Source organism: Mycobacterium sp. pR1184, assembly GCF_041287235.1.
GTDB lineage: Bacteria > Actinomycetota > Actinomycetes > Mycobacteriales > Mycobacteriaceae > Mycobacterium.
Window position 1 is genome coordinate 131,676 of sequence record NZ_JBGGKR010000004.1, and the last position, 18,738, is coordinate 150,413.

At 64.1% G+C, this 18,738-nt stretch carries 15 protein-coding genes; 4 read left to right on the forward strand and 11 right to left on the reverse strand.

Annotation, left to right across the window (positions count from 1 at the left end):
- Nucleotides 1–176: 176 nt before the first annotated feature.
- Nucleotides 177–983, reverse strand: coding sequence for an SDR family oxidoreductase (locus tag ACAG21_RS08895; RefSeq protein WP_370495631.1), 807 nt, complete (start codon nucleotides 981–983; stop codon nucleotides 177–179).
- Complete coding sequence (locus ACAG21_RS08900; protein ID WP_370495632.1) at nucleotides 980–1,858, reverse strand: CoA ester lyase; 879 nt, start codon at nucleotides 1,856–1,858, stop codon at nucleotides 980–982. Before ACAG21_RS08900 ends, ACAG21_RS08895 begins: the two co-directional genes overlap by 4 nt.
- Before the next feature lie 441 nt (nucleotides 1,859–2,299).
- Here ACAG21_RS08900 and ACAG21_RS08905 point away from each other — a divergent pair, with 441 nt between their 5' ends.
- From ACAG21_RS08905 to ACAG21_RS08920, 4 genes are all read left to right on the forward strand, one after another.
- Nucleotides 2,300–3,175, forward strand: coding sequence for a pyridoxamine 5'-phosphate oxidase family protein (locus ACAG21_RS08905; RefSeq protein ID WP_370495633.1), 876 nt, complete (start codon nucleotides 2,300–2,302; stop codon nucleotides 3,173–3,175).
- A 269-nt stretch (nucleotides 3,176–3,444) separates the two neighbouring features.
- Nucleotides 3,445–4,818 (forward strand): condensation domain-containing protein, encoded by a 1,374-nt coding sequence (locus ACAG21_RS08910; protein ID WP_370495634.1) that lies wholly within the window; start codon nucleotides 3,445–3,447, stop codon nucleotides 4,816–4,818.
- On the forward strand, nucleotides 4,815–6,155 hold the full coding sequence (locus tag ACAG21_RS08915; protein WP_370495635.1) for a hypothetical protein: 1,341 nt from the start codon (nucleotides 4,815–4,817) through the stop codon (nucleotides 6,153–6,155). The genes ACAG21_RS08910 and ACAG21_RS08915 overlap by 4 nt, the downstream gene beginning before the upstream one ends.
- Nucleotides 6,155–7,408: a hypothetical protein gene (locus tag ACAG21_RS08920; protein WP_370495636.1), complete on the forward strand. Its 1,254-nt coding sequence runs from the start codon at nucleotides 6,155–6,157 to the stop codon at nucleotides 7,406–7,408. The genes ACAG21_RS08915 and ACAG21_RS08920 overlap by 1 nt, the downstream gene beginning before the upstream one ends.
- 349 nt (nucleotides 7,409–7,757) lie before the next feature.
- Here the strand turns inward: ACAG21_RS08920 and ACAG21_RS08925 are convergent, their stop codons facing one another.
- The 9 genes from ACAG21_RS08925 to ACAG21_RS08965 all read right to left on the reverse strand — a co-directional run bounded on the left by ACAG21_RS08925 (nucleotide 7,758) and on the right by ACAG21_RS08965 (nucleotide 18,558).
- Entirely contained in the window at nucleotides 7,758–8,213 is a 456-nt protein-coding gene (locus ACAG21_RS08925) for a hypothetical protein (protein ID WP_370495637.1), read from the reverse strand.
- Nucleotides 8,214–8,225: 12 nt separating this feature from the next.
- Complete coding sequence (locus ACAG21_RS08930; RefSeq protein WP_370495639.1) at nucleotides 8,226–8,945, reverse strand: hypothetical protein; 720 nt, start codon at nucleotides 8,943–8,945, stop codon at nucleotides 8,226–8,228.
- A gap of 3 nt (nucleotides 8,946–8,948) precedes the next feature.
- A complete protein-coding gene (locus ACAG21_RS08935; protein WP_370495640.1) occupies nucleotides 8,949–9,254 on the reverse strand; it encodes a hypothetical protein in 306 nt (101 codons plus the stop codon).
- A 52-nt stretch (nucleotides 9,255–9,306) separates the two neighbouring features.
- Nucleotides 9,307–10,269: an alpha/beta fold hydrolase gene (locus tag ACAG21_RS08940; protein ID WP_370495641.1), complete on the reverse strand. Its 963-nt coding sequence runs from the start codon at nucleotides 10,267–10,269 to the stop codon at nucleotides 9,307–9,309.
- 281 nt (nucleotides 10,270–10,550) lie between these two features.
- The gene (locus ACAG21_RS08945) at nucleotides 10,551–12,941 is read right to left on the reverse strand and encodes a heavy metal translocating P-type ATPase (RefSeq protein WP_370495642.1); all 2,391 of its coding nucleotides are present in this window, start codon (nucleotides 12,939–12,941) and stop codon (nucleotides 10,551–10,553) included.
- A gap of 289 nt (nucleotides 12,942–13,230) precedes the next feature.
- Nucleotides 13,231–14,481 (reverse strand): MgtC/SapB family protein, encoded by a 1,251-nt coding sequence (locus tag ACAG21_RS08950; RefSeq protein ID WP_370495643.1) that lies wholly within the window; start codon nucleotides 14,479–14,481, stop codon nucleotides 13,231–13,233.
- Between the two features lie 108 nt (nucleotides 14,482–14,589).
- A complete protein-coding gene (locus tag ACAG21_RS08955) occupies nucleotides 14,590–15,762 on the reverse strand; it encodes a CaiB/BaiF CoA transferase family protein (protein ID WP_370495644.1) in 1,173 nt (390 codons plus the stop codon).
- Nucleotides 15,763–15,805: 43 nt separating this feature from the next.
- Nucleotides 15,806–17,329 (reverse strand): aldehyde dehydrogenase family protein, encoded by a 1,524-nt coding sequence (locus ACAG21_RS08960; protein WP_370495645.1) that lies wholly within the window; start codon nucleotides 17,327–17,329, stop codon nucleotides 15,806–15,808.
- A gap of 23 nt (nucleotides 17,330–17,352) precedes the next feature.
- The gene (locus tag ACAG21_RS08965; RefSeq protein ID WP_370495646.1) at nucleotides 17,353–18,558 is read right to left on the reverse strand and encodes an amidohydrolase family protein; all 1,206 of its coding nucleotides are present in this window, start codon (nucleotides 18,556–18,558) and stop codon (nucleotides 17,353–17,355) included.
- Nucleotides 18,559–18,738: the final 180 nt, after the last annotated feature.

The following is an 18,738-nucleotide window of genomic DNA, read 5'->3' on the forward strand; positions in this document are numbered from 1 at the left end:
GCTGCGCGGCGATTGCGCGCGTCGCAGGGTGGGCTGAATAAGCATCTGCTTTTCCTGAGTCGACAATGGGCCGCGCGCAAGAATAATGCGAAACCGCGCAAAACACCTAATCGGCAGGACCGGCTGGGACCTCACCCGTGACCGCACCGTGGTGTGACCGTTAATCAGGCCGTTAATCAGGTGTAGCCCGGCAGATCAGGTACACCGCTGGCGGTCAACCAGCCGCCGCCGTCGACAACCAGCACAGCCCCCGTCACATAGGATGCGGCGTCGCTGACCAGGAACAACACCGTCTCGGCGACCTCGGTGGTCGAGCCGGGGCGCCGCAGCGGGTTCTGGATGGTTCGGTGCTGGCCGTCGCCGGCGATTCTTGCGACGCCCTCGGTCCCCGACATCGCTCCGGGGGCAACGACATTGACCCGAACCCCATTGGGCCCCCATTCGATCGCACACGCGCGGCTGAACGCGTCAACGCCGGCCTTGGCCGACACAACGTGTGCCTGTAGCGCCATGCCCCGGTACTGAATCGCCGCGCTGATGTTCACCACGGCGCCACCGTGCTCACGCAGCCAAAGGTCGTATGCCGCTTTGGATACGTTGAATGTGCCCAGTAGATCGATGTCGACCACCGCTTTGAATCCGCCCGCGCTCAGCTCGCTGATCGGGACCGGGAAATTCCCGGCGGCGTTGTTGATGACAATGTCAAGTCGACCGAAGGCGGCCAGCACGTCCTCGACGACGACCGCAACCTCATCGCTGCTACGGACATCGCATACGCCGTAAACGGCCTCAATCCCCTCTTCCCGCAACGCCCTAACCGCGGCCTGAAGATTGGGTTCCTTTCTGCTGCAGATCGCCACGCGAGCGCCATGGCCGCCCAACACCCGGGCGATCTCCAAACCCAATCCGGTGGCCCCACCGGTTACCAGCGCCACCTTTCCTTGCAGCAGGTCCGCCCGAAATGGGCTCGGGCGCAGCGTCATCGGGATTCCAGTTCACTGATCAGGTCGGCCAGGGTGAGGATCCGCTGCGCGTCACGCACGTGCAGGCTTTCGATCATGCGGCCATTCACGGTGATAACGCTGTTCCCCGCGGCCTGGGCCTGCTCATACGCCGATACGATCTCGCGGGCATCGGTCAGCTCTTTGTCCGACGGACCGAACAATTCGTTGGCGGGGGCAACCTGGGACGGATGGATCAAGGTCTTGCCGTCGAAACCCATCTCGCGGCCCTGCTGTGCCTCGGCCCGGAAGCCCGCTTCGTCGTCAATGGTGTTGAACACACCGTCCAAGATGGCCTTGCCCGCCGCTCGCGCCCCCAACACCGCAAGCGCCAACGCGGGTACCACCGGTGCACGTCCAGGTACATGCAGGCCATGCAGGTCGTTGACCAGGTCGTTGGTGCCGACGACCAGCACGGTCAGCCGGTCGCTGGCCGACGCGATCTCCTCGGCCCGCAGGATGGCTCGCGGCGTTTCGATCATGGCCCACAACTGCAGCGATTGCGGTGCATCGAGCGCATCGAGCGCATCGGCGAGCGCTTGGACTTCTTTTCCGGTCTCGACCTTCGGCACGAGCACCCCATCGGCCGCCGAGCCGGCCACCGCGGCGAGATCATCGTCGTGCCAATCGGTGCCCGCGCCGTTAATACGCACCACGACCTCGCGAGGTCGATAGCCGTCTGACGAGACCGCGTCGCACACCTTCGCCCTGGAGCTGACCTTGGCGTCGGGACCAACGGCATCCTCGAGGTCGAAAATCAGCACGTCGGCCGGAAGCGATTTCCCCTTTTCGAGTGCGCGATCTTTGTTGCCGGGGAGGTAGAGAGCTGATCGGCGCGGGCGCGGCGTCGGTGCCATGGGGTTAGCGTAAAGCTCTGGCGTCGCCGGACCGGAAAGTGGTGGCGGCCCGCATTGCGAAATCGCGACGAATTCGTCGCACAATTCGCGGCATTTTCGCGACGCGCGAAATAGGGCAGTGAGAATCCGTGTTGGCAGGTTTATGCTGGTACTCGCGGCGTAGTGCCGACCGAAAAGATAGGTCGAAGCATGAGCACTGACAAAGTCAATCGCGGCATCTTGCTTACGATGGTGGCGCTCGTAACGATCGCCTACATCGCACTGTACGAGCAAGCCTCAACCAACTTCAGGCTGTATGTCCCACTGTGCGTGGCAGCGTTGGTGGGATTGTTGATACACGACGCTGTGACCAGGCACCGGCCCCGCAGGCGCTGAGTCGATGCCGTTGATCGCCCGTCGGGCACCGGGAAGCTCTGACGCCCCGGCGGCGTTGCTCAGCAGGTGACCGAAACGGGCTTTCATGAGGGCGAGGTGGCCACCCAGCGCGGAGCCGGCGTCGAAATGGTCGCAAAACGCCTGGAAAATATGCTTGGCGCGCACGGCTTATCCGGTGGCGCCGCGCAATTCCTGAGAACCCAGCGCTTTGCCGCGATCACCGGACGTGACCGCCTGGGTGTGCTGTGGGTCTCCCCGTTGTCGGGGCAGCCAGGATTCCTGCGCGGTGGCGAAGACACCTTGCGGATTTCGGCTGTTCCGCGCGAGGGTGATCCCCTGCACCGGATGCCGGTCGGCCAACAGATCGGATTGATCGCCATCGATTTCGCCGCCCGCCGCAGAATGCGCATCAACGGCAGCCTCACCGACAGCGACGATGCGAGCATGACGGTGCACGTCGACCAGGCGTACGGCAACTGCCCTCAATACATCCACCGGCACGACGTGAACGTCGACGCAGTCACCCACTCTTCGGAAAACCCAAGCCAGACAATGTCTTTGAGCCCGGCCCAGCAGGCGATCGTCGAAGCCTCGGACACCTTCTTCCTCGGTACCACGCATCCCACCCGGGGCAGTGATGCCTCGCATCGCGGAGGTCCACCCGGATTTGTGCGGGTCGAGAACGCCGAGCGGCTGTGGTGGCCGGATTACCCCGGCAACAACATGTTCAACAGCTTCGGCAACCTGGCGGTCGACGACGAGGCCGCCCTGTTGTTCCTCGACTTCGCCACCGGCGCCAGCCTGCAGCTGTCTGGTACCGCCCAGGTGGAGTGGACCCGCCCCGGCGCCGACGGTGACGACGGCGGCGTGGGACGGCGCGTCGCATTCACGGTCGGCGCGGTTGTCGCGTCGGGGAATGTCGGCCGCCAATTGGCCCGCTAGCCGGGCTGGACGTCCTTTTCGCGCCGTACGATCCGATGGTTCACCAGGATCAGAACCTCCCGTTCGGATGCGTCCCAGCATTCTAGGGCCGCCGTGCCGTTAGGGGTGCGGATAACGAAACGGGACACCCACCGGCGAACTGTTCGCTGCGTCCTGCTAAGTGGGCGTTCACGCGATATTCCATCTCGTTCGGCAATGTGCCCGCGATCACGTTAAGGTCATCGGGGGCTCGGGGTGGCGTCGCTGGCTGACGAACGAAGGGTGGGGGCATGTTTTTGGGCACCGTTGACGACTGGACAGCCGATGGCACTGTTTATTCTTGGTGTCCCACTCCGGCGACTTATGCGTACGCGGCCGACGCGCCGCCTCACCCCGCAGCGGTGAGTTACCAACAGTCGCAGCATCTTCGGTATTACCGGCGTCAAGTCGCCCTTGGCCGCGATATCCCGAGGTTGTGCATTGGAGCATGGGAAATCGAGGGTACGTGCGACATCGAGGCGATGACGCACGCGGTGAACAGCCATGTCCGCCGACATGACACCTACCACGACCTGTTTACCTTCGGCGAAGACGACGAAATCCACCGCTACGTCATCGCCGAACCCGATGTAATCACTTTGGCACCAACGGATCTCGGTGTGATGGAGCCGGCCCAGATCCGCAAACTGCTGCTGGATACGCCCGATCCGCTGCAATGGGATTGCTTCACCTTCGGAATCGTTCAGGGCGAAGGCCGGTTCACTGTGTTGATCGCGATCGATCACTTGCGCGCCGATGGCATGTCGGCGGGTGTGATCTTCCTGGACATCCAAACGACGTACTTCAGCACGCTGCAGAACGACGTAGCGACGTTGATACCCGCGGCCAGCCATCGCGAGTACAGCGCGAATCAGCGTGCCTACGCCGCAAGCCTGAATGAAGAGTCACCCGAAATCCGTTCCTGGCGAGCCTTTCTCGCGGCAAATAACGGAAGATTGCCGAGGTTCCCACTGGAACTGGGAGAGGCTACCCCAGATACGCCCGGGGCCATTGAAGTGTTCGACCTGATCGACGAAGATCAGGGCGCGCGCTTCGAAGCGGCGTGCCGTGCGGTGGGCACGCGATTTTCCGGGGGCGTGTTCGCCTGTGCCGCATTGGCCGAGTATCGGTTGACCGGCGCCGCGACGTACTTCGGACTCACCCCCTTCGACAACCGTCGTAACCCGGAAAATGCCCTCACGGTCGGCTGGCTGGCCAGTTTCGTCCCGCTGACGATCCCAACCGCAGGCGCGTCGTTCGATGAGGTCGTCAGGGCTGCGCAGGCATCCTTCGATTCGAACGCCATCCTCGGTGCGGTCCCGTTCTATCACCTACTCGAAACGCTGGACGGGTCGGCAGGAATCGAGGCCCCGGACCGTCCCGTGCCGATGCTGTCCTACATCGACATTCGCAAGCTGCCGTTCGGCAACGACTTCGACGGTCTGCGAGCCGGCATCTGGGGAGATAACCGGCTCTCGGAGACGGTGTGCATGTGGGTCAATCGCATGCGCGACAAGACGCAATTGGTCGTTGCATACCCCGGAACCGACATCGCCCGCACGTCCGTGCTGCACTTTGCCGACACGATGCGTGCCGAGTTCACCCGAGTGTCCGACGGCGTATGACGAGGCTGGCCCTTCTGGACCAAGCTGCTTTCCTACGGCTGCGAGCCACCCAGCAGAGCAGTGCGGTGCAATGCACGTGGTTATATGACCGCGACGTCGACATCGACGAGCTGCGCAGCGTCCAAGACCGGCTCGGTGCCGGCCTGCTCGGGCGCCGGATCGAGCGCTCGCCGTTGCCGTTCGGCCGTCATCGCTGGGTAGTCAACGGCGAGTCGCCCGACATTGTGGTCGAAATGCAACAGCCCCGGTCGCAGGTCGGCGCGTGGATTGAAAGGCGCGCGCGAGTGCCCGTCGACCCCGAATACGGGCCGGCGTTTCACCTAGGCGTACTGCCGTTGGACGACGGCGGCACCGCGGTGACCATGGTTTCGTCACACTGCGTTGTCGAAGGCCTCGCGTTGACCATGTCCATCTCTGAAGCGGTGAACGGACAGCGACGCAATCTCGGCTACCCACAACCGAACTCGCGCACCCTCTGGCGTGCGGTAGCTGAGGACTTGGCCGACGCGTTCGTCGCATTACCTGCCGTCGTTCGCGCGGTGATCGCAACTCTGCTGATCTTGCTCAAGGTTTCATCCGGCCGGCCGGTTGCGCCCGAAGTGCGGACGCCCGAGCCGATCGCCGACGACAGGACGACACCCCCGGCCGTGACGCTGCATACCGACGCCGCGGCATGGGAGGCTCGTGCGCGCAGCATAAACGGCAGCGGCAATACGCTTTTCGTCGCTTTCATGGCTCGTCTGGCGCACCGGGTAGGCAGAGTGGGGCCGGACGGGAACTCCGTGACGGTAGTGCTTCCGGTCAGCGACCGCACGACCACCAGCGACGACCGCGCCAACGCGCTCACCTCGATCACACTTTCCGTCGACGGCCGAGCGGTACTGGGTGACTTGAGTGGCGTGCGCGCCGACATCAAGAACCTGCTGACCGCACTGGAACACCGACCTAACGAAATGCTGGCCGGGTTGCCGCTCATCCCGTTCACACCACGATGGCTGGTCCGGCGGGCCGAAGGCATTGCCATGTCGACCGACCAGCTACCGGTCGGCTGCTCGAACATGGGTAGCTTCGATGCCGCCGTTGGCCGCATCGACGGCGCAGACGCGTCCGAGGTATCAGTGCGACTGGTCGAGCAAGGCGTCACCCGACGTCGCATCGAGCAGATGCGCGGCCAATTGTTCTGTGCCACAGGGACAATCAACGGCAGCCGCTTTCTCTCCGTCACTGCCTACCAGTGCGGAGCCGACAACACTGCGGCAGCAGCGCGCGAGCTGGTATGCCGCGCCCTGGCCGACATCGGCCTGCGGGCTGCCACCGTCTACGACAGCGGGACCTGATGGTAAGTCTGGGCATACGCGCGAATAACCTTGCACACCAACGCGTGTACATCGGTTTCGCCGTCGCGATCGCCATCTGGTCGGCGACCGTGTTGTGGTTCGCGATCGATATCGTTCAGCTCGACGTGTACTGGATGTCGTACTACACGGCCACCTACGCGCATGGCTTCGTCCGCCGCGGTCTCGCCGGTGAATTGGTGGGCTTGTTCCCGGGACATTACTTCGCGGTCAGCCTCACTCTGCGATGGCTGTCGACGGTGGTTTATCTGGGCGGCCTGGCAACGGTCTCGGCCGTGGTGCTCTGGAAGCGCCATCGATCCGAGCGCAGCCTGATGATCGTGATGCTGATTCCGTTGCTGCCGTTCGGTGTTCCGTTTGCTGCTTATTCCGCCCGACCGGACCTGTTCGGCGGGGCGCTGCTGGCGCTGTTCGCCTCGGCGTTGATGTTCGTACGTTCCCGCGCCATGGCGATCACCTGCTGTCTGGCTTACGGTGCGGTGACCGCGGCGCTGACGCTCGTGCACGAGGCGATCGGGCTGATGTTCGGGTTGGGGGCTGTGCTGGCCATCGTCGTCCTCGGTGGCGCGCTAGAAGCCAGGCAGGGCCTGGGCGCACTGTTGGCGGTGGCGCCGGGTGTGGTGACGGCTGCTGGCGTGGCGGCGTTCGGTCGTCACGGTATCGCGTCCCAACTGTGTTCGGAGGTACCGCATCACCTGATGCCCAACGTATTTGGCACGGTCACATCACCGTCGACATTGGTACGCTATGTGATCGCCGGACGCCCAGCACCTCAAGCCGATTACCACGACTGGGTATGCCGCAACGTGATGCCGATCTACGACAACGGGATCGCCGATGCCGTCCGCAGCGTCGCCCACATCGGAGCAGTCGGCCTCACCGCCTCCCTGGCATTCGGCGCCGTTGGGCTCGTCGCCACGATGTGGGGTGTCAGCGAGATTTCCGGTGTGCCGCTGCGCGCCTTCGTCGACACGATGCGGGGACGAATGACGTGGGTTGTCGCAGGGCTGCTGCTGTTCGTTCCAATATTCCTCACCGGTTACGACTGGACCCGTTGGCTGACGACCGTGGCGTTTGATATGGGAGTGGTGTTCATTCTCTTCGCGGCGCGCAGACCGGAGATCGAGCTGGAACCCACGCCAAAATCGGTGCGAGTGTTCGTTTATCTCGCCATTGCACTCGCGCTGGTCGTGATAGGAAGCGTCCCGGGATTCGGCGTACCGCGGATGGTGTAACCGGGTACGCCCCTAGGGCGCTACCTCCTGCAGAGTTGCGCCCGCGATGAGGTCTTGGACCCTGCCGTTTCCGAGGTAGTACTGTTCGCCGCCGCCCGGCTGCCCGAACTCGGGCCGCCGATGATGAAAGACCGGCAGTGCATACAAGGGCTCCTTCCAGTTTGCTGGCGAACCTGCGAGGCAGGCTAACGGATTCTGCGTCAGCCGTCTCGGGATTTGGGCCGAACGCATTGACAACTCAAAAAGGAAGTCGCCCAACGATAAAGAGTCATGTCACGACGCGTACTGGGCATGGACACCGTGATGGCGTCGAAGATGTGCGGCCGACCGTAAATTCGCCGCGGGGGCATCAACTTAGGTCGGTGGCCAGAATGGCGTCGACGGTTCTCATGTGAAGATTCGCCTGCTGCATAAACGAATCGGCTCGCTCTAGATCGGCCAGCGTGCTGTTCGGACCAAGTGACATGCAAATGTGCATCGCATTGTGAACATCATCGATCTCCGATTGCAACGCGGTAGTCAGGGCCGGGTCCGGCGTAGGCAGGTGGGACTGCAGGTTGCCGCTTAGTTCGTCGTGGGCCACTGAACATGCCGATCGGAGAACGTTGATGTCATTGGCGGCGATCGCATCGATCACCGCCTGCATATAGCTTCTTGTATTGTCGAAGTGCTCTTTGGCTTGTGAATACCATTCTGGGACACCGGGATAGGCGGCGTTAGCGGTGGCAGGTGTGCCGATAGCCAGGAGAACCGCACCGGTGACAGCGGCGCCCCCCAAGTGCGTGCGAATGATGTGCCCGACCATGAGCGAAACCTCCTATTGGGCCGTATTTTCGGACTGGGCGTGGCCCAGCACTCGCGATGTTGGGGTGTCGAGCACCGCCTGTCGCTCGCCGCGTAGCTCAGCGGCGAGGTCATGTTCCAATGCGGGCAGAATCAGTCGACGGTGCTTCAGCTCGCGGTCGAGGGCTTTGATGAATAGACCCTCGCCCGCGCGGCGGCAGCCCAGCACGGCCCTCTCGTTCATGACATCTCGCGTCAACGCCGCCGCCGGACAAGCAGCCACCACCTCTAGGGAGGCACGCAGATCAAGTGTGGTGGTGACCCCGCAGGACGGGGACGCGCCAATCCCGACAACCCCGCCGACGGAAATACCAGCGCGCTGATAATCCGCCACATCACGGGCGACCTGCCGCGCGAGATGCCGGTAAACGCCCTTGGTCCACCAAACAAATGCCCTGAGCAGTGCGCCGCGCACCGCGTACAGCGGTCCACCATAGGAACCGTAGAGCCGGAGGCTGTGGCGTTTGAGCACGCCGCCCCAGGCCAGCCGCTCCGGGCAAGGCAGCTGATGGAGGCCGTAGCCGGCAGCCATCAGCTCGTCGACGGTTTCGGCCACAGCGCCGGGCCGCGTCGCTCCGCCGGCGTAACGGGTGTTCTCGTTCAGGAGGCAGTGCGATACCAAAACAACGCGGCGACTGCGTTCGTCGCATAGCTGGTCGAGCAGCAGCCGGGCCGATGCCTGGGCTTTCGACATGACTTAACGGCCGACGAGCTGTGCCCCGTCACCTTCGCTCACGGGTTGCCTGCTCTTCGCGCCCGGCGCAATCGTGTCCGACTTCTCGAGTAGCTCTTGGGGTTTGGAGATCCACCCGAAATACCCGAGCACCAGACCGAGCACAGAATAAATGGCGGCCTCGGTCCACATGAATCCGATGCCCCACCGCCTGCCGAGGAAAACGGGCTCATTGATGATGCCCTGATCCGTCGCAACGGCATACGCGGCGTGAGCGTAGGCCAGCGCGGCAAATGCTCCGGAGAAGAATTTGCAGACTTCGCGTTTCATGTTGTCTTTCCCTTCACTACCTAAGGTCACTCGCGACCTCGTGGGATCGGTGTTATTTACCCTTCGGGCACAGCTGGAGCGGTGCCACGTTCGTCTGTTCCTCGTTCGCTGTCGCATCGAGGCTGGCAATGAGTTCGGCGACCCGTGACAGCACCAGGGGCAAGCATTCGTTGAACAACAGGTGGTGGTCGGTGTCGAACACGACAAGATCTTTGGCGGGGGCGGCGATGCGAGCGAAGACTTTCTGTGTGTAGTCGAGGCTGAATAAGGGGTCTGCGCGGCCGGCGACGACCACAACGGGGCAGGTGATCGCGCCATCGCGCATGGCTGTCATGTCGGCGCTGAAAAGGTCGGCCAGAAAGGCAACAGGATAGGCGTGCACGCTGAGCGGGTCGAGCAGGAATTGCTCGGCCGTCCAGGGTTCGCGGCACACTCGGGCCAGGTCGAGGTAAACGTCGAACCGGATCGGTAGCCGCGGCGCTAGCTTGGCCAGCACCCGAAGGCCGCGCATGAACGGTCTGTACCCGGCTTGGAGGAACGTCGGGAATCGCGAAACCGAAATCGACTCGGGCAGCGCGGGGTCGAGGATGTTGTGGGCGACGACGCCGGCGAGCTCGTGATCACGGGTCGCGACGACCATAGCCAGCACACCGCCCTGGCTAGAGCCCACCACCACGGGTAGTCGTCCGAACCGCGCCCGAGCCCATGCGGTGGCATCGAGCGCGTTGGTGACGAGAGTCTCCAGACGCAGGAGCCGACCGACGCGAGGACTCTTTCCGTGCCCTTCAGCGTGCACGCCCACGACGGTAATGCCCTGGGCAGCAAGGCCATCGCAGAACTCTTCATAGAAAAGCGGGTGTGTCATTGTTCCGGGCAGGAACACCACCACCGGGCCGCCCGGACGACCACGCCACACCGACAGCACAATCGGAACGTTCGCGGAGGTAATCGTCACCTCCTCATAGAGCTGCGGGTGCTCCACTTCATTGCGCAGCCGCTGATCTCGGTCGCGCACACCGATCACCTCCTCACAATCCGATCCGATTGCTCAACGGCCCACTGGGTCCGGGGTTGTTTCCGCACCGTCGACACACACCACAGAGTGCTCGGGGAGCCGGACCAGCGACAGGGTCACAAGTCCTAACTACACGGGCCTTTCGATCACGAGTGGCCACGCTAGCGATGTCCATCCGCGGGTGACCTTCGACTCTGCAGCGGATCTGGTCAACCGACTGCGGCAGCCGCGGCGATCACGTCACTGGGATAGTGCACGGCCTTGTCGGGCCCATCGCTGATTTACCGCGACACCGAGTCAGCTCCCTCTGTCGGGCGCCGAGTGCGGGTGGTGTCGCGCGGTGCGGGCTCTTCCTGAGCGAGAGTGAAGTAGTTTTCTTCTTCCTGCACGAAGTGCAGTCGCAGCAGTGCGTACAGGCCGTACAGGCACGCCAGCAAGTCATCGACTTGGTCGGGCTGAATCGCGCCGGCCGATTGAGCAAGGCGCACATGGGCACCGACGCGATCGGCGAGCCGTTGGATCTCGGCATGGGTGCGGCTCATGGTGGCCGTGGCCTCGTCGGAGCCCAGCGGCCGCGCCAACGCCGGGTACAGCTGGGTTTCCTCCGCCCGTTCATGGGGCAGAATCCGGTCGGTGAGCAATTTGCTTGCCGCGGTGAGCGATTCCAGCGCGGCAGCATCGGGGCCGCTGGCCAACCGATCGGCGCTGTCGCGCAGTTGCCCTACGGTGTCACGTAGTTCGTCGTGTTCCGCGGCAAAGTGGCGCAGCATTTGCTCGGTGTCGGCGGGCAATGGCACCTCGGTGGCCGGATTACCGCGCAGGGCCCGCAACGCATTGAGGATCACGGCGACATCGATGCCCTCTTGCAGCAGTGCACCTGCTGCCGGTGGCAGCCAGCCCAGCGCGGCGATCACCATTGCCAACAACGACAGGCTCATGCCCACCACGGCGCTTTGTACGGCGATACGCCGCGACCAGCGGGCGATGTCCATCGCATCGGCGAGACGATCCACACGGTCGGTCGTCAATACGATATCCGCGGCCTCCGAGGATGCGGTGGCTCCTCGCGCTCCCATCGCCACACCCACCGTCGCCGCCGCCAAAGCGGGCGCGTCATTGATCCCATCGCCCACCATCACCGTCACCGCCCGTTGCCGCTCGGCGCTCACCGCGGCGACCTTGTCGGCCGGGGTTTGTTCGGCATAGACCTCGTCGAGTCCCAGGACCGTCGCGACCTCGCGGGCCGGCTCTGCGCGGTCGCCGGTAAGCATCACCAATCGATTCAGGCCGGCCGCACGCAAGCGGCGCACCGTACGAGGCGAATGGCGGCGCAACGGATCCCGCAACAGCACCGCACCGGCCGGCTCACCGTCGATACACACCCAGGCGATCGCTGCACCGTCCAAACCGGCCCGGTTAACCACCCCACGCCCCCACGCGCTGGTAACCGCGTCGGCGGGCAGCTTTCCGACGGTGAAGCGGCGCCCGCCAATGGTGGCGGTGGCACCACGGCCCGGTTCCTCGAGCACATCGGCAGGCAAAGACAACTGCAGACCCCGTGCCAGTGCCTCGGTGACGATGGCCTCTGCCAGCACATGTGGAGAAAGCTGGTCCACCGAAGCGGCCAGCCGCAGCATCTCTGTCGGGTTACCCCCAGGGGCGGCGACCACGTCGACAACCACCGGGCGTCCCATCGTCAGGGTGCCGGTCTTATCCATCACCAAAGTCTTTGCATGCCCAAGGTTTTCCAACGCACCGCCACTTCGGATGACCACTCCGGCGCGGGAAGCCCGCGACAGACCGGAGACAATCGCCACCGGTGCCGCCAGCAGCAGCGGACACGGCGTGGCCACCACCAGCACAGCAACCGCTCGCACCGCTGACCCGCTAGCCAGCCACGCCCCACCTGCAACTAGCAGCGCCAGGGGCAGGAACCACGCGGCGTAGCGGTCGGCCAACCGCACGATCGGCGCATTCTCCGCGCCGGCCTGCCGCGCCAACCGCACGATGCCGGCGTAGGTGCTGTCGTCGGCTGTTGCGGTCGCACGCAGCTCGAACGCGCCGCCGGCGTTGACCACACCACTGCGGACGGTTTCACCAACACCGCGTTCAACCTGCAGTGGTTCTCCGGTCAACACCGACTCATCTAGCACCGCGACCACGTCGACGACTCGGCCGTCAACCGGCACCACTTCACCGGGCCCGACGACTAGCAGATCATCGACTGCCACTGAAGCCAGCGAGATTAGGCTGACCCGCGCGCCTTCGCGTCGTCGCGCAAACCTTGGCGCCCGCTCGAGCAGGGCCCGCAGATCGTGAGAGGCACGCCGCGCGGCCGCGGCGTCCAGTGCTCGGCCGCCGGCCAGCATCACCGCGATCAAGGCTCCAGCCAGATACTCGTGAACGAGCAGGGTACCCACCAGCGAAAGCACCGCAATGACATCAACGCCAATCCGCCCGTGGCGCAACGCCAACACCACCCATACCAACGCGGGCAGCACTGCGAGCACGGTACCGGCGATCCAGGAGCCGGCCGCGATATCGTGCCGGCCAACCAGCCACGCGATCCCGCCAACCGCCAGCGCGGCAAACGTCAGCACCACCAAGGCCGGCTCGACGAGGGGGCGAAGCCGCGAAAGCCGCTGGACGGCTGTGGAATCCGTAGCGTCCATCACCACTGATCCTCTCAACTGCGCAAATCGCACCACTTCCGCACGGCGGATCGACCTCTGCCAAGTCGACCAAGACCAGCCAGGGATTTCTAGGGTCGCAATACCTTGCACAGCAGGCCCAAAGGCCCGCGGGCCGGTCGCGAGTCGCAGATCTTTCCCACGGAGGCATCGATCCTTGGACCGCAGCTGTTCAGACACGTATTATTCTGTCCCTCAGCATATTTGAACAGAATATGTGGTGAGACCCCCGCCGCAGGAAACACCTGAACGCGGGAATGCAGCTACTCGCTCACACCACGGCCACGGCCGCGGCCAAGGCGACACCGAACACCACGGCCGGCGCGGCCATGGCGGCAAGAAAACCAAGCCCGAAGCGACGGCCGCCGGCGGTGAACGCCAACACCGTCTTGACCAGCAAGTTGGAACCCAACGCCGCAGCCACCGCGAACAACGCGGTGTCGACGGCAATGTCGCCCTTAGCGGCGAGGCTGGCGGCCGCAACCGCGCCGGCGTGGGCATCGGCCAGACCCGCAGCGAATGTCGCGAGCACCACCCCTTGGGGGCCGAGTATGTCAGCGCCCCAACGACCGACGAGCAGGGCGAAGGTCAGCACCGCGGCCAGAACGAGCGCGGGCCGCAATGCGAACGGTCGGCTCGCCTTCGCCCTTCCGGTTTCCTGGTCCTGCGCAGCATTCTGGAGGTGCGTGCCACCGCGGTAAACGAAGGCGGCGGCACCCACCAGCACGACCGCTCCAGCGACCACCGGGGGCCACAGGCGGCGCAGCAGTTCGATGTCGACGAGCGCGATCACGATGAGCAGCTGCACAAAGGTCGCCAGGCTCGCGAGCAGTGCACTGGCGAGCGGGGCACGCATGCTGGTTGCGGTCCGGCTGAGCCGGCCCATCGACGCCGTCGTCGCAGTCGCCGAGACGAACCCGCCCGCCAAACCGGTGACGAGCACGCCCCGTTCGGGCCCGAGGGCCCGAACACCGATGTAGCCGACCCAGCCGATCCCCGTGAGCAGGACCACCAGGAGCCACACCTTCGCCGGATTCAGTACGCCATACGGCCCGAGCTGTTGGTCCGGGAGCAGCGGCAGGATCACCAGCGCCACCACGAAGAATTTGATGGCGTCCTCTACTTCGACGTCGCTGACGATCTCGCGGGCAAAGCGGTGGATGCGTGCCTTCGACACGAGCAGGCCCGCGACGACCACGGCGATGGCCACGGCTACCGCCGGGCGGGTGTAGGCGAGCGCGCCGAGCAGGTAAGCCGCAAGTGCGGCGATCGCTGTGGTGGTTCCGGGATCTCTTTCGCTGCTGCGAAAGTAGGCGAGCGTCATCAGCGCCCCGACGACCACGAGGCCAGCCAGCACTGCCCACTCGCTGAAGCTGGCGGTGATGGCTCCGACCAACGACAGGAGCGCGAACGAGCGTGTCCCAGCAGGGAGCCTGCGGCTGTGGCTACGCTCGCGCTCCAAACCGAGCAGCAACCCTATGGCCAGCGCCACCAGGAACGGCTGGATTTGCTGCCAGCTCACAACGACTCCCGTTCACCAGACCAGTGCGTTGCGGCCAGAATAATTCACACTGGACGCCCGCGAACTAAGAAACCCGCCACGGGGCGTTGCGGATGCGGAGCCTGGCCGTCAGATCGCACCGGTCGAACGCAGGCGTTTCATTCCCGCCGCGTCGTAGCCGGCCAGGGCGCCGAGTAACTCTTCCGTGTGCTGCCCGACGTGCGGCGCTGCTGGTGGTGCAAACCGTTCGTCGGGTTTGGTCTTGATGCAAGTTCCAATCAATCGTTGCAACGTCCCGTCCGGTTGAGCCTGCTCGTAGACGAGTCGTCGATCTTTCGCATGGTCGTCATCGAACAGGTCTGCTCCCAAAAATGCTGGGGCTCCGGCGATATTGGTGGCAATGAAGAAGTCCGTCCATTCCGTACGGGTGCGGCTCTCGAAAATCGCCGTCAATTCCTTGCGCAGCCGGGCCTCGGCTTCGGGGTCTTTGCCCGGCTGTTGACGCCCCGGTTCGTAAAGATCCATCCTGTCGACTGACTCGCAGAATCTGCGCCAGAACTTGTCCTCCAGGGCGTTGAACACCACATAGTTGCCGTCGCTCGTTCGGTAGTACTGGTAGCGCAGCGATGCGCGGATTCCCTCACCGTAGGAGGGTTGCCCGTTCGCCAAGGCCGAGAGGTGTTGGAAATTCCAGTTGATCGCCGCATCGACCTGAGCTACCTCAATGTATTGCGGCTCGCCGTCGCGTCCGGCGGCGTGCAGCGCGGCCAGGACGCCCATCGCCGCGTACAGCGGCCCCGCCAGAACACCTGTCGTCCCGGTGGCCGCCCCCGAAAGGCGCGGCGTTCCATCCGCGTCGATGATCGGCGGGCTCAAACCGGCGAAACAGTCGAAGGACAACCCGTGGGTGGCCAGGCGGGTGTAGGGACCATAGCTGCCCATGCCGTTGAGCACGCAGTAGACAACGGTCGGGTTGACTGCGACGACGTCGTCATAGCTGAAACCGAGGCGGTGCGCGGTTCCATAACGGAGGCCGTCGATCACTACCGCCGACGACCCGGCCAGACGGCGGAAAGCCTCTTGGCCCTCAGCCGTTTTCAGGTTCAGCGCGACGCTCTTCTTGCCCCGATTCCAGTGTGAGTCCTGCAGTTCGCCACCGGACACCGCCGAACCGCGAAAGCCACCGCCGCCGGGCGGCTCGACCTTGATCACCTCCGCGCCCAAGTCGGCCAGATGCCCGCCCAGCGCATCCGTGGAGAACAGTGACACCTCGAGGACTCGGACATCCTTGAGAAGTTCCACAATGCGACCTTTCCAACCCGAACACCGCACACAACCGGGTGCGCTACATCATGGTGATTGATTTCAGCTCGGTGTATTCCTCAAAGCCCCAACGCCCTTGCTCTCGGCCGAGTCCACTTTGCTTGAATCCGCCGAATGGCCCGCCGCCGTTGAACATGCCGCGCGCCGGTAGCGACCAGCCAGGCCCTTGTCCGCCACCCGGATTGGTTCCCAGGTCGACACCGGATGCGACGGTCTGCACCATGATGGTGCCCGTCCTGACCCGCCTCGCGACGTTGAAACCCTTTGCGGCGTTGCGGGTCATCACCAGACCCGCCAGACCGTAGACCGAGTCGTTCGCGATGCGGATGGCTTCGTCTTCGCAGCGATAGGTGATCACCGCCAGCACGGGCCCGAACACCTCGTCCTGGCACAGCCGCATGTCGTTGCGGCAGTCGACGAATGCCGTCGGTTCGTAGTAGAAGCCGCGTTCGAGATGCTCGGGACGTTTGCCGCCGACCACCAGCCGCGCACCTTCCTGTTGCCCCGACTCGACAAAGGTCTCAACGCGCTGACGTTGCTCCTCCCTGATCAACGGACCGACGACGGTGGCGGGATCACGCGGGTCCCCGACCGTGATCAGTGGCGCCATGGCTTTGAGGCCCTCGACATACGCGTCGAGCAGATGCTCGGGCAACAGCAGTCGCGACGTGACGGTGCAGGCTTGTCCGGCATGCATCAACACCTGTCCGAAACCTATTCCCGCAACGTCACTTTCGGTGACATCGTCAAGGACGATATGCGCACTCTTGCCACCCAATTCCAGCTGGGCGCGTTTCATCGTCGCCGCCGACACTTCGCGGATACGTCGACCGGTCGCCGTCGAACCGGTGAACCCGATCATGTCGACACCCGGGTGGGTGCACAGCTCCTCGCCGACACCCGCACCTCCCACGACCACGTTGAACACCCCGGGCGGCAGTCCCGCTTCCTCGCCCACCCTGGCCAGCTCGAGGGCATTCATCGGGGTCCACGGATGGGGCTTGAGTACCACGGTGCAGCCGACGGCCAAGGCGGCCAGGCACTTTTGAATGTTGATCGAAAAGGGAAAGTTGAACGGCGTGATGACGCCGACCACGCCGACCGGTTCGCGGACTACCGTCACGCCGCCCAGGCCGGTCGGTGACACGACCGGCCCGCCCGGCGTCTCGACCCACGTCACATCGTGTTCGACGAACTCGCCATAGTAGTGGGCGGCCTCGATGGCACCACCGACCTGAACCAGGTCGGTGAGGAAGCCGGTCGAGCCGATCTCGGCGACGATCAACTCGCGCAGTTCCGCTTGGCGCGCGTCGAGGATCTCGGCGAACCGCTTGATGATCCTTGCCCGTTCCCGCACGGACATCCACGGCCACGGCCCGTCGTCGAAGGCGCGTCTGGCGGCCTCGATCGCCATGGCCGCCTGCTTTGGCCCACCGTCGACGACTCGCCCGATCAGCTCCTCGGTGGCCGGATCGATGACATCGATGGTGCCGAGCGCGTTGTCGCTCGACCACTGGCCGTCGATGTAGCTCTGATATTCACGCATCACGCGACTCCCTCGGCCGCCCGCTACGTCAACGTCGGATAGGGGGCGGGCTCGAAATCGAAGATTCGGCGGGCATTCCCCTGCAGCACCTTGTACTTGTCGATGTCGGACCGGCCGTCAAGTGCCTTGTGCGCGGCCTGCAGAGAATTGGGCCAGAGGCTGTCGGTGTGCGGATAATCCGTCTCGATCATCACGTTGTCGATGCCGATGGCGTCGAGATTCGCCGCCCCGAAGTCGTCCTCGATGAAGCAGCCGTACATGTGGTCGCGGAAAAGCTGACGCGGTGACTCCGGGAAAATCTCGGGGTCGGTCGGGACCGGGGTCAAGCGCATCGTGGCCGGATCGACCGCCCAGTTGTTGGCGCGCAGGTACTGGTAGTCGGCGGCGACATGTTCTGCACGCTCGATGAGGTAAGGGATCCAGCCGATGCCGCCCTCGGCCAGCACGATCTTCAGGTCGGGGAACTTCTGCAGCTTGCCCGAAAACAGCCAATCCGTAGTTGAATTCGCCAGATTGAGGTTGATATTGACCGCCTGAACCCCGAACGGCGCGTCGGGCGACGTCGTCGGACTGACCGACGACGATCCGATGTGCGTGCACAGCGGCATCTTCGTCTCGTTCACCACCGTGAAGAAGTCATCCCACGCTCCCGAGTGGATGGAGGGAAACCCCAACGGATGCAAATTCTCCGAGAAGGCAATGGCTTTGGCGCCCTTGCCGGCGCACCGCAGCGTCTCCTGGACTGCCAGTTGGGTGTCCCACAACGGAATGATGATCATCGGGATGTAGCGGCCGGGCGCCGCCGCGCACCACTCGTCGATGACAAAGTCGTTGTACGCCCGCACACAATTGAGACCGAGGTCGCGGTCGCCGAGGTGGGCGAACATCTGACCGCAGAACCGGGGGAAGAACGGAAAGTTCAATCCCGCGATCACATGATCTTCGTCCATGTCGGGGATGCGGGCCAACGGGTCGAAGTAGGCGCGGGGCATCTCGTCGTAATTCACTGGCAGCGGGGAGTATTCGGCCGGCTTTTGGTGGGCCGCGACCAAGATGCCCAACACCGACGCACGCGCCTGGTCGTAGATCCAGGTATCGACGCCGTCGATGCGCTCGACGTGCGGCACTCGATCACGATCGGCGGCCGACGCCCGGTCCACCCATAGGTTTGGGGGCTCGATAATGTGGTCGTCGACGGAGATCATCCATTGAAGATCTTGCTTGTCCACGGGCTCCTCCTTGATTTGAGGACCGGTTCGTGTCGGGCGCGGCCGACGATCATTGGGTGCAGCAATAGCATTCGCGCAGGACGGGTGCCGATCACCGGCTGATCTGATGCTAGGAGCGGCTCCGGGCCATTGTCAAGTGGCACTTGATAATGGCACCAAGTTTAGCGTGGCGATGCGCTA

What these genes read in the sequence shown, in the direction of transcription:
- ACAG21_RS08895 (WP_370495631.1), bottom strand. Translation starts at nt 983, where the DNA reads ATGACGCTGCGCCCGAGCCCATTTCGGGCGGACCTGCTGCAAGGAAAG.
- ACAG21_RS08900 (WP_370495632.1), bottom strand. Translation starts at nt 1,858, where the DNA reads ATGGCACCGACGCCGCGCCCGCGCCGATCAGCTCTCTACCTCCCCGGC.
- ACAG21_RS08910 (WP_370495634.1), top strand. Translation starts at nt 3,445, where the DNA reads ATGTTTTTGGGCACCGTTGACGACTGGACAGCCGATGGCACTGTTTAT.
- ACAG21_RS08915 (WP_370495635.1), top strand. Translation starts at nt 4,815, where the DNA reads ATGACGAGGCTGGCCCTTCTGGACCAAGCTGCTTTCCTACGGCTGCGA.
- ACAG21_RS08920 (WP_370495636.1), top strand. Translation starts at nt 6,155, where the DNA reads ATGGTAAGTCTGGGCATACGCGCGAATAACCTTGCACACCAACGCGTG.
- ACAG21_RS08925 (WP_370495637.1), bottom strand. Translation starts at nt 8,213, where the DNA reads ATGGTCGGGCACATCATTCGCACGCACTTGGGGGGCGCCGCTGTCACC.
- ACAG21_RS08930 (WP_370495639.1), bottom strand. Translation starts at nt 8,945, where the DNA reads ATGTCGAAAGCCCAGGCATCGGCCCGGCTGCTGCTCGACCAGCTATGC.
- ACAG21_RS08935 (WP_370495640.1), bottom strand. Translation starts at nt 9,254, where the DNA reads ATGAAACGCGAAGTCTGCAAATTCTTCTCCGGAGCATTTGCCGCGCTG.
- ACAG21_RS08945 (WP_370495642.1), bottom strand. Translation starts at nt 12,941, where the DNA reads ATGGACGCTACGGATTCCACAGCCGTCCAGCGGCTTTCGCGGCTTCGC.
- ACAG21_RS08960 (WP_370495645.1), bottom strand. Translation starts at nt 17,329, where the DNA reads ATGCGTGAATATCAGAGCTACATCGACGGCCAGTGGTCGAGCGACAAC.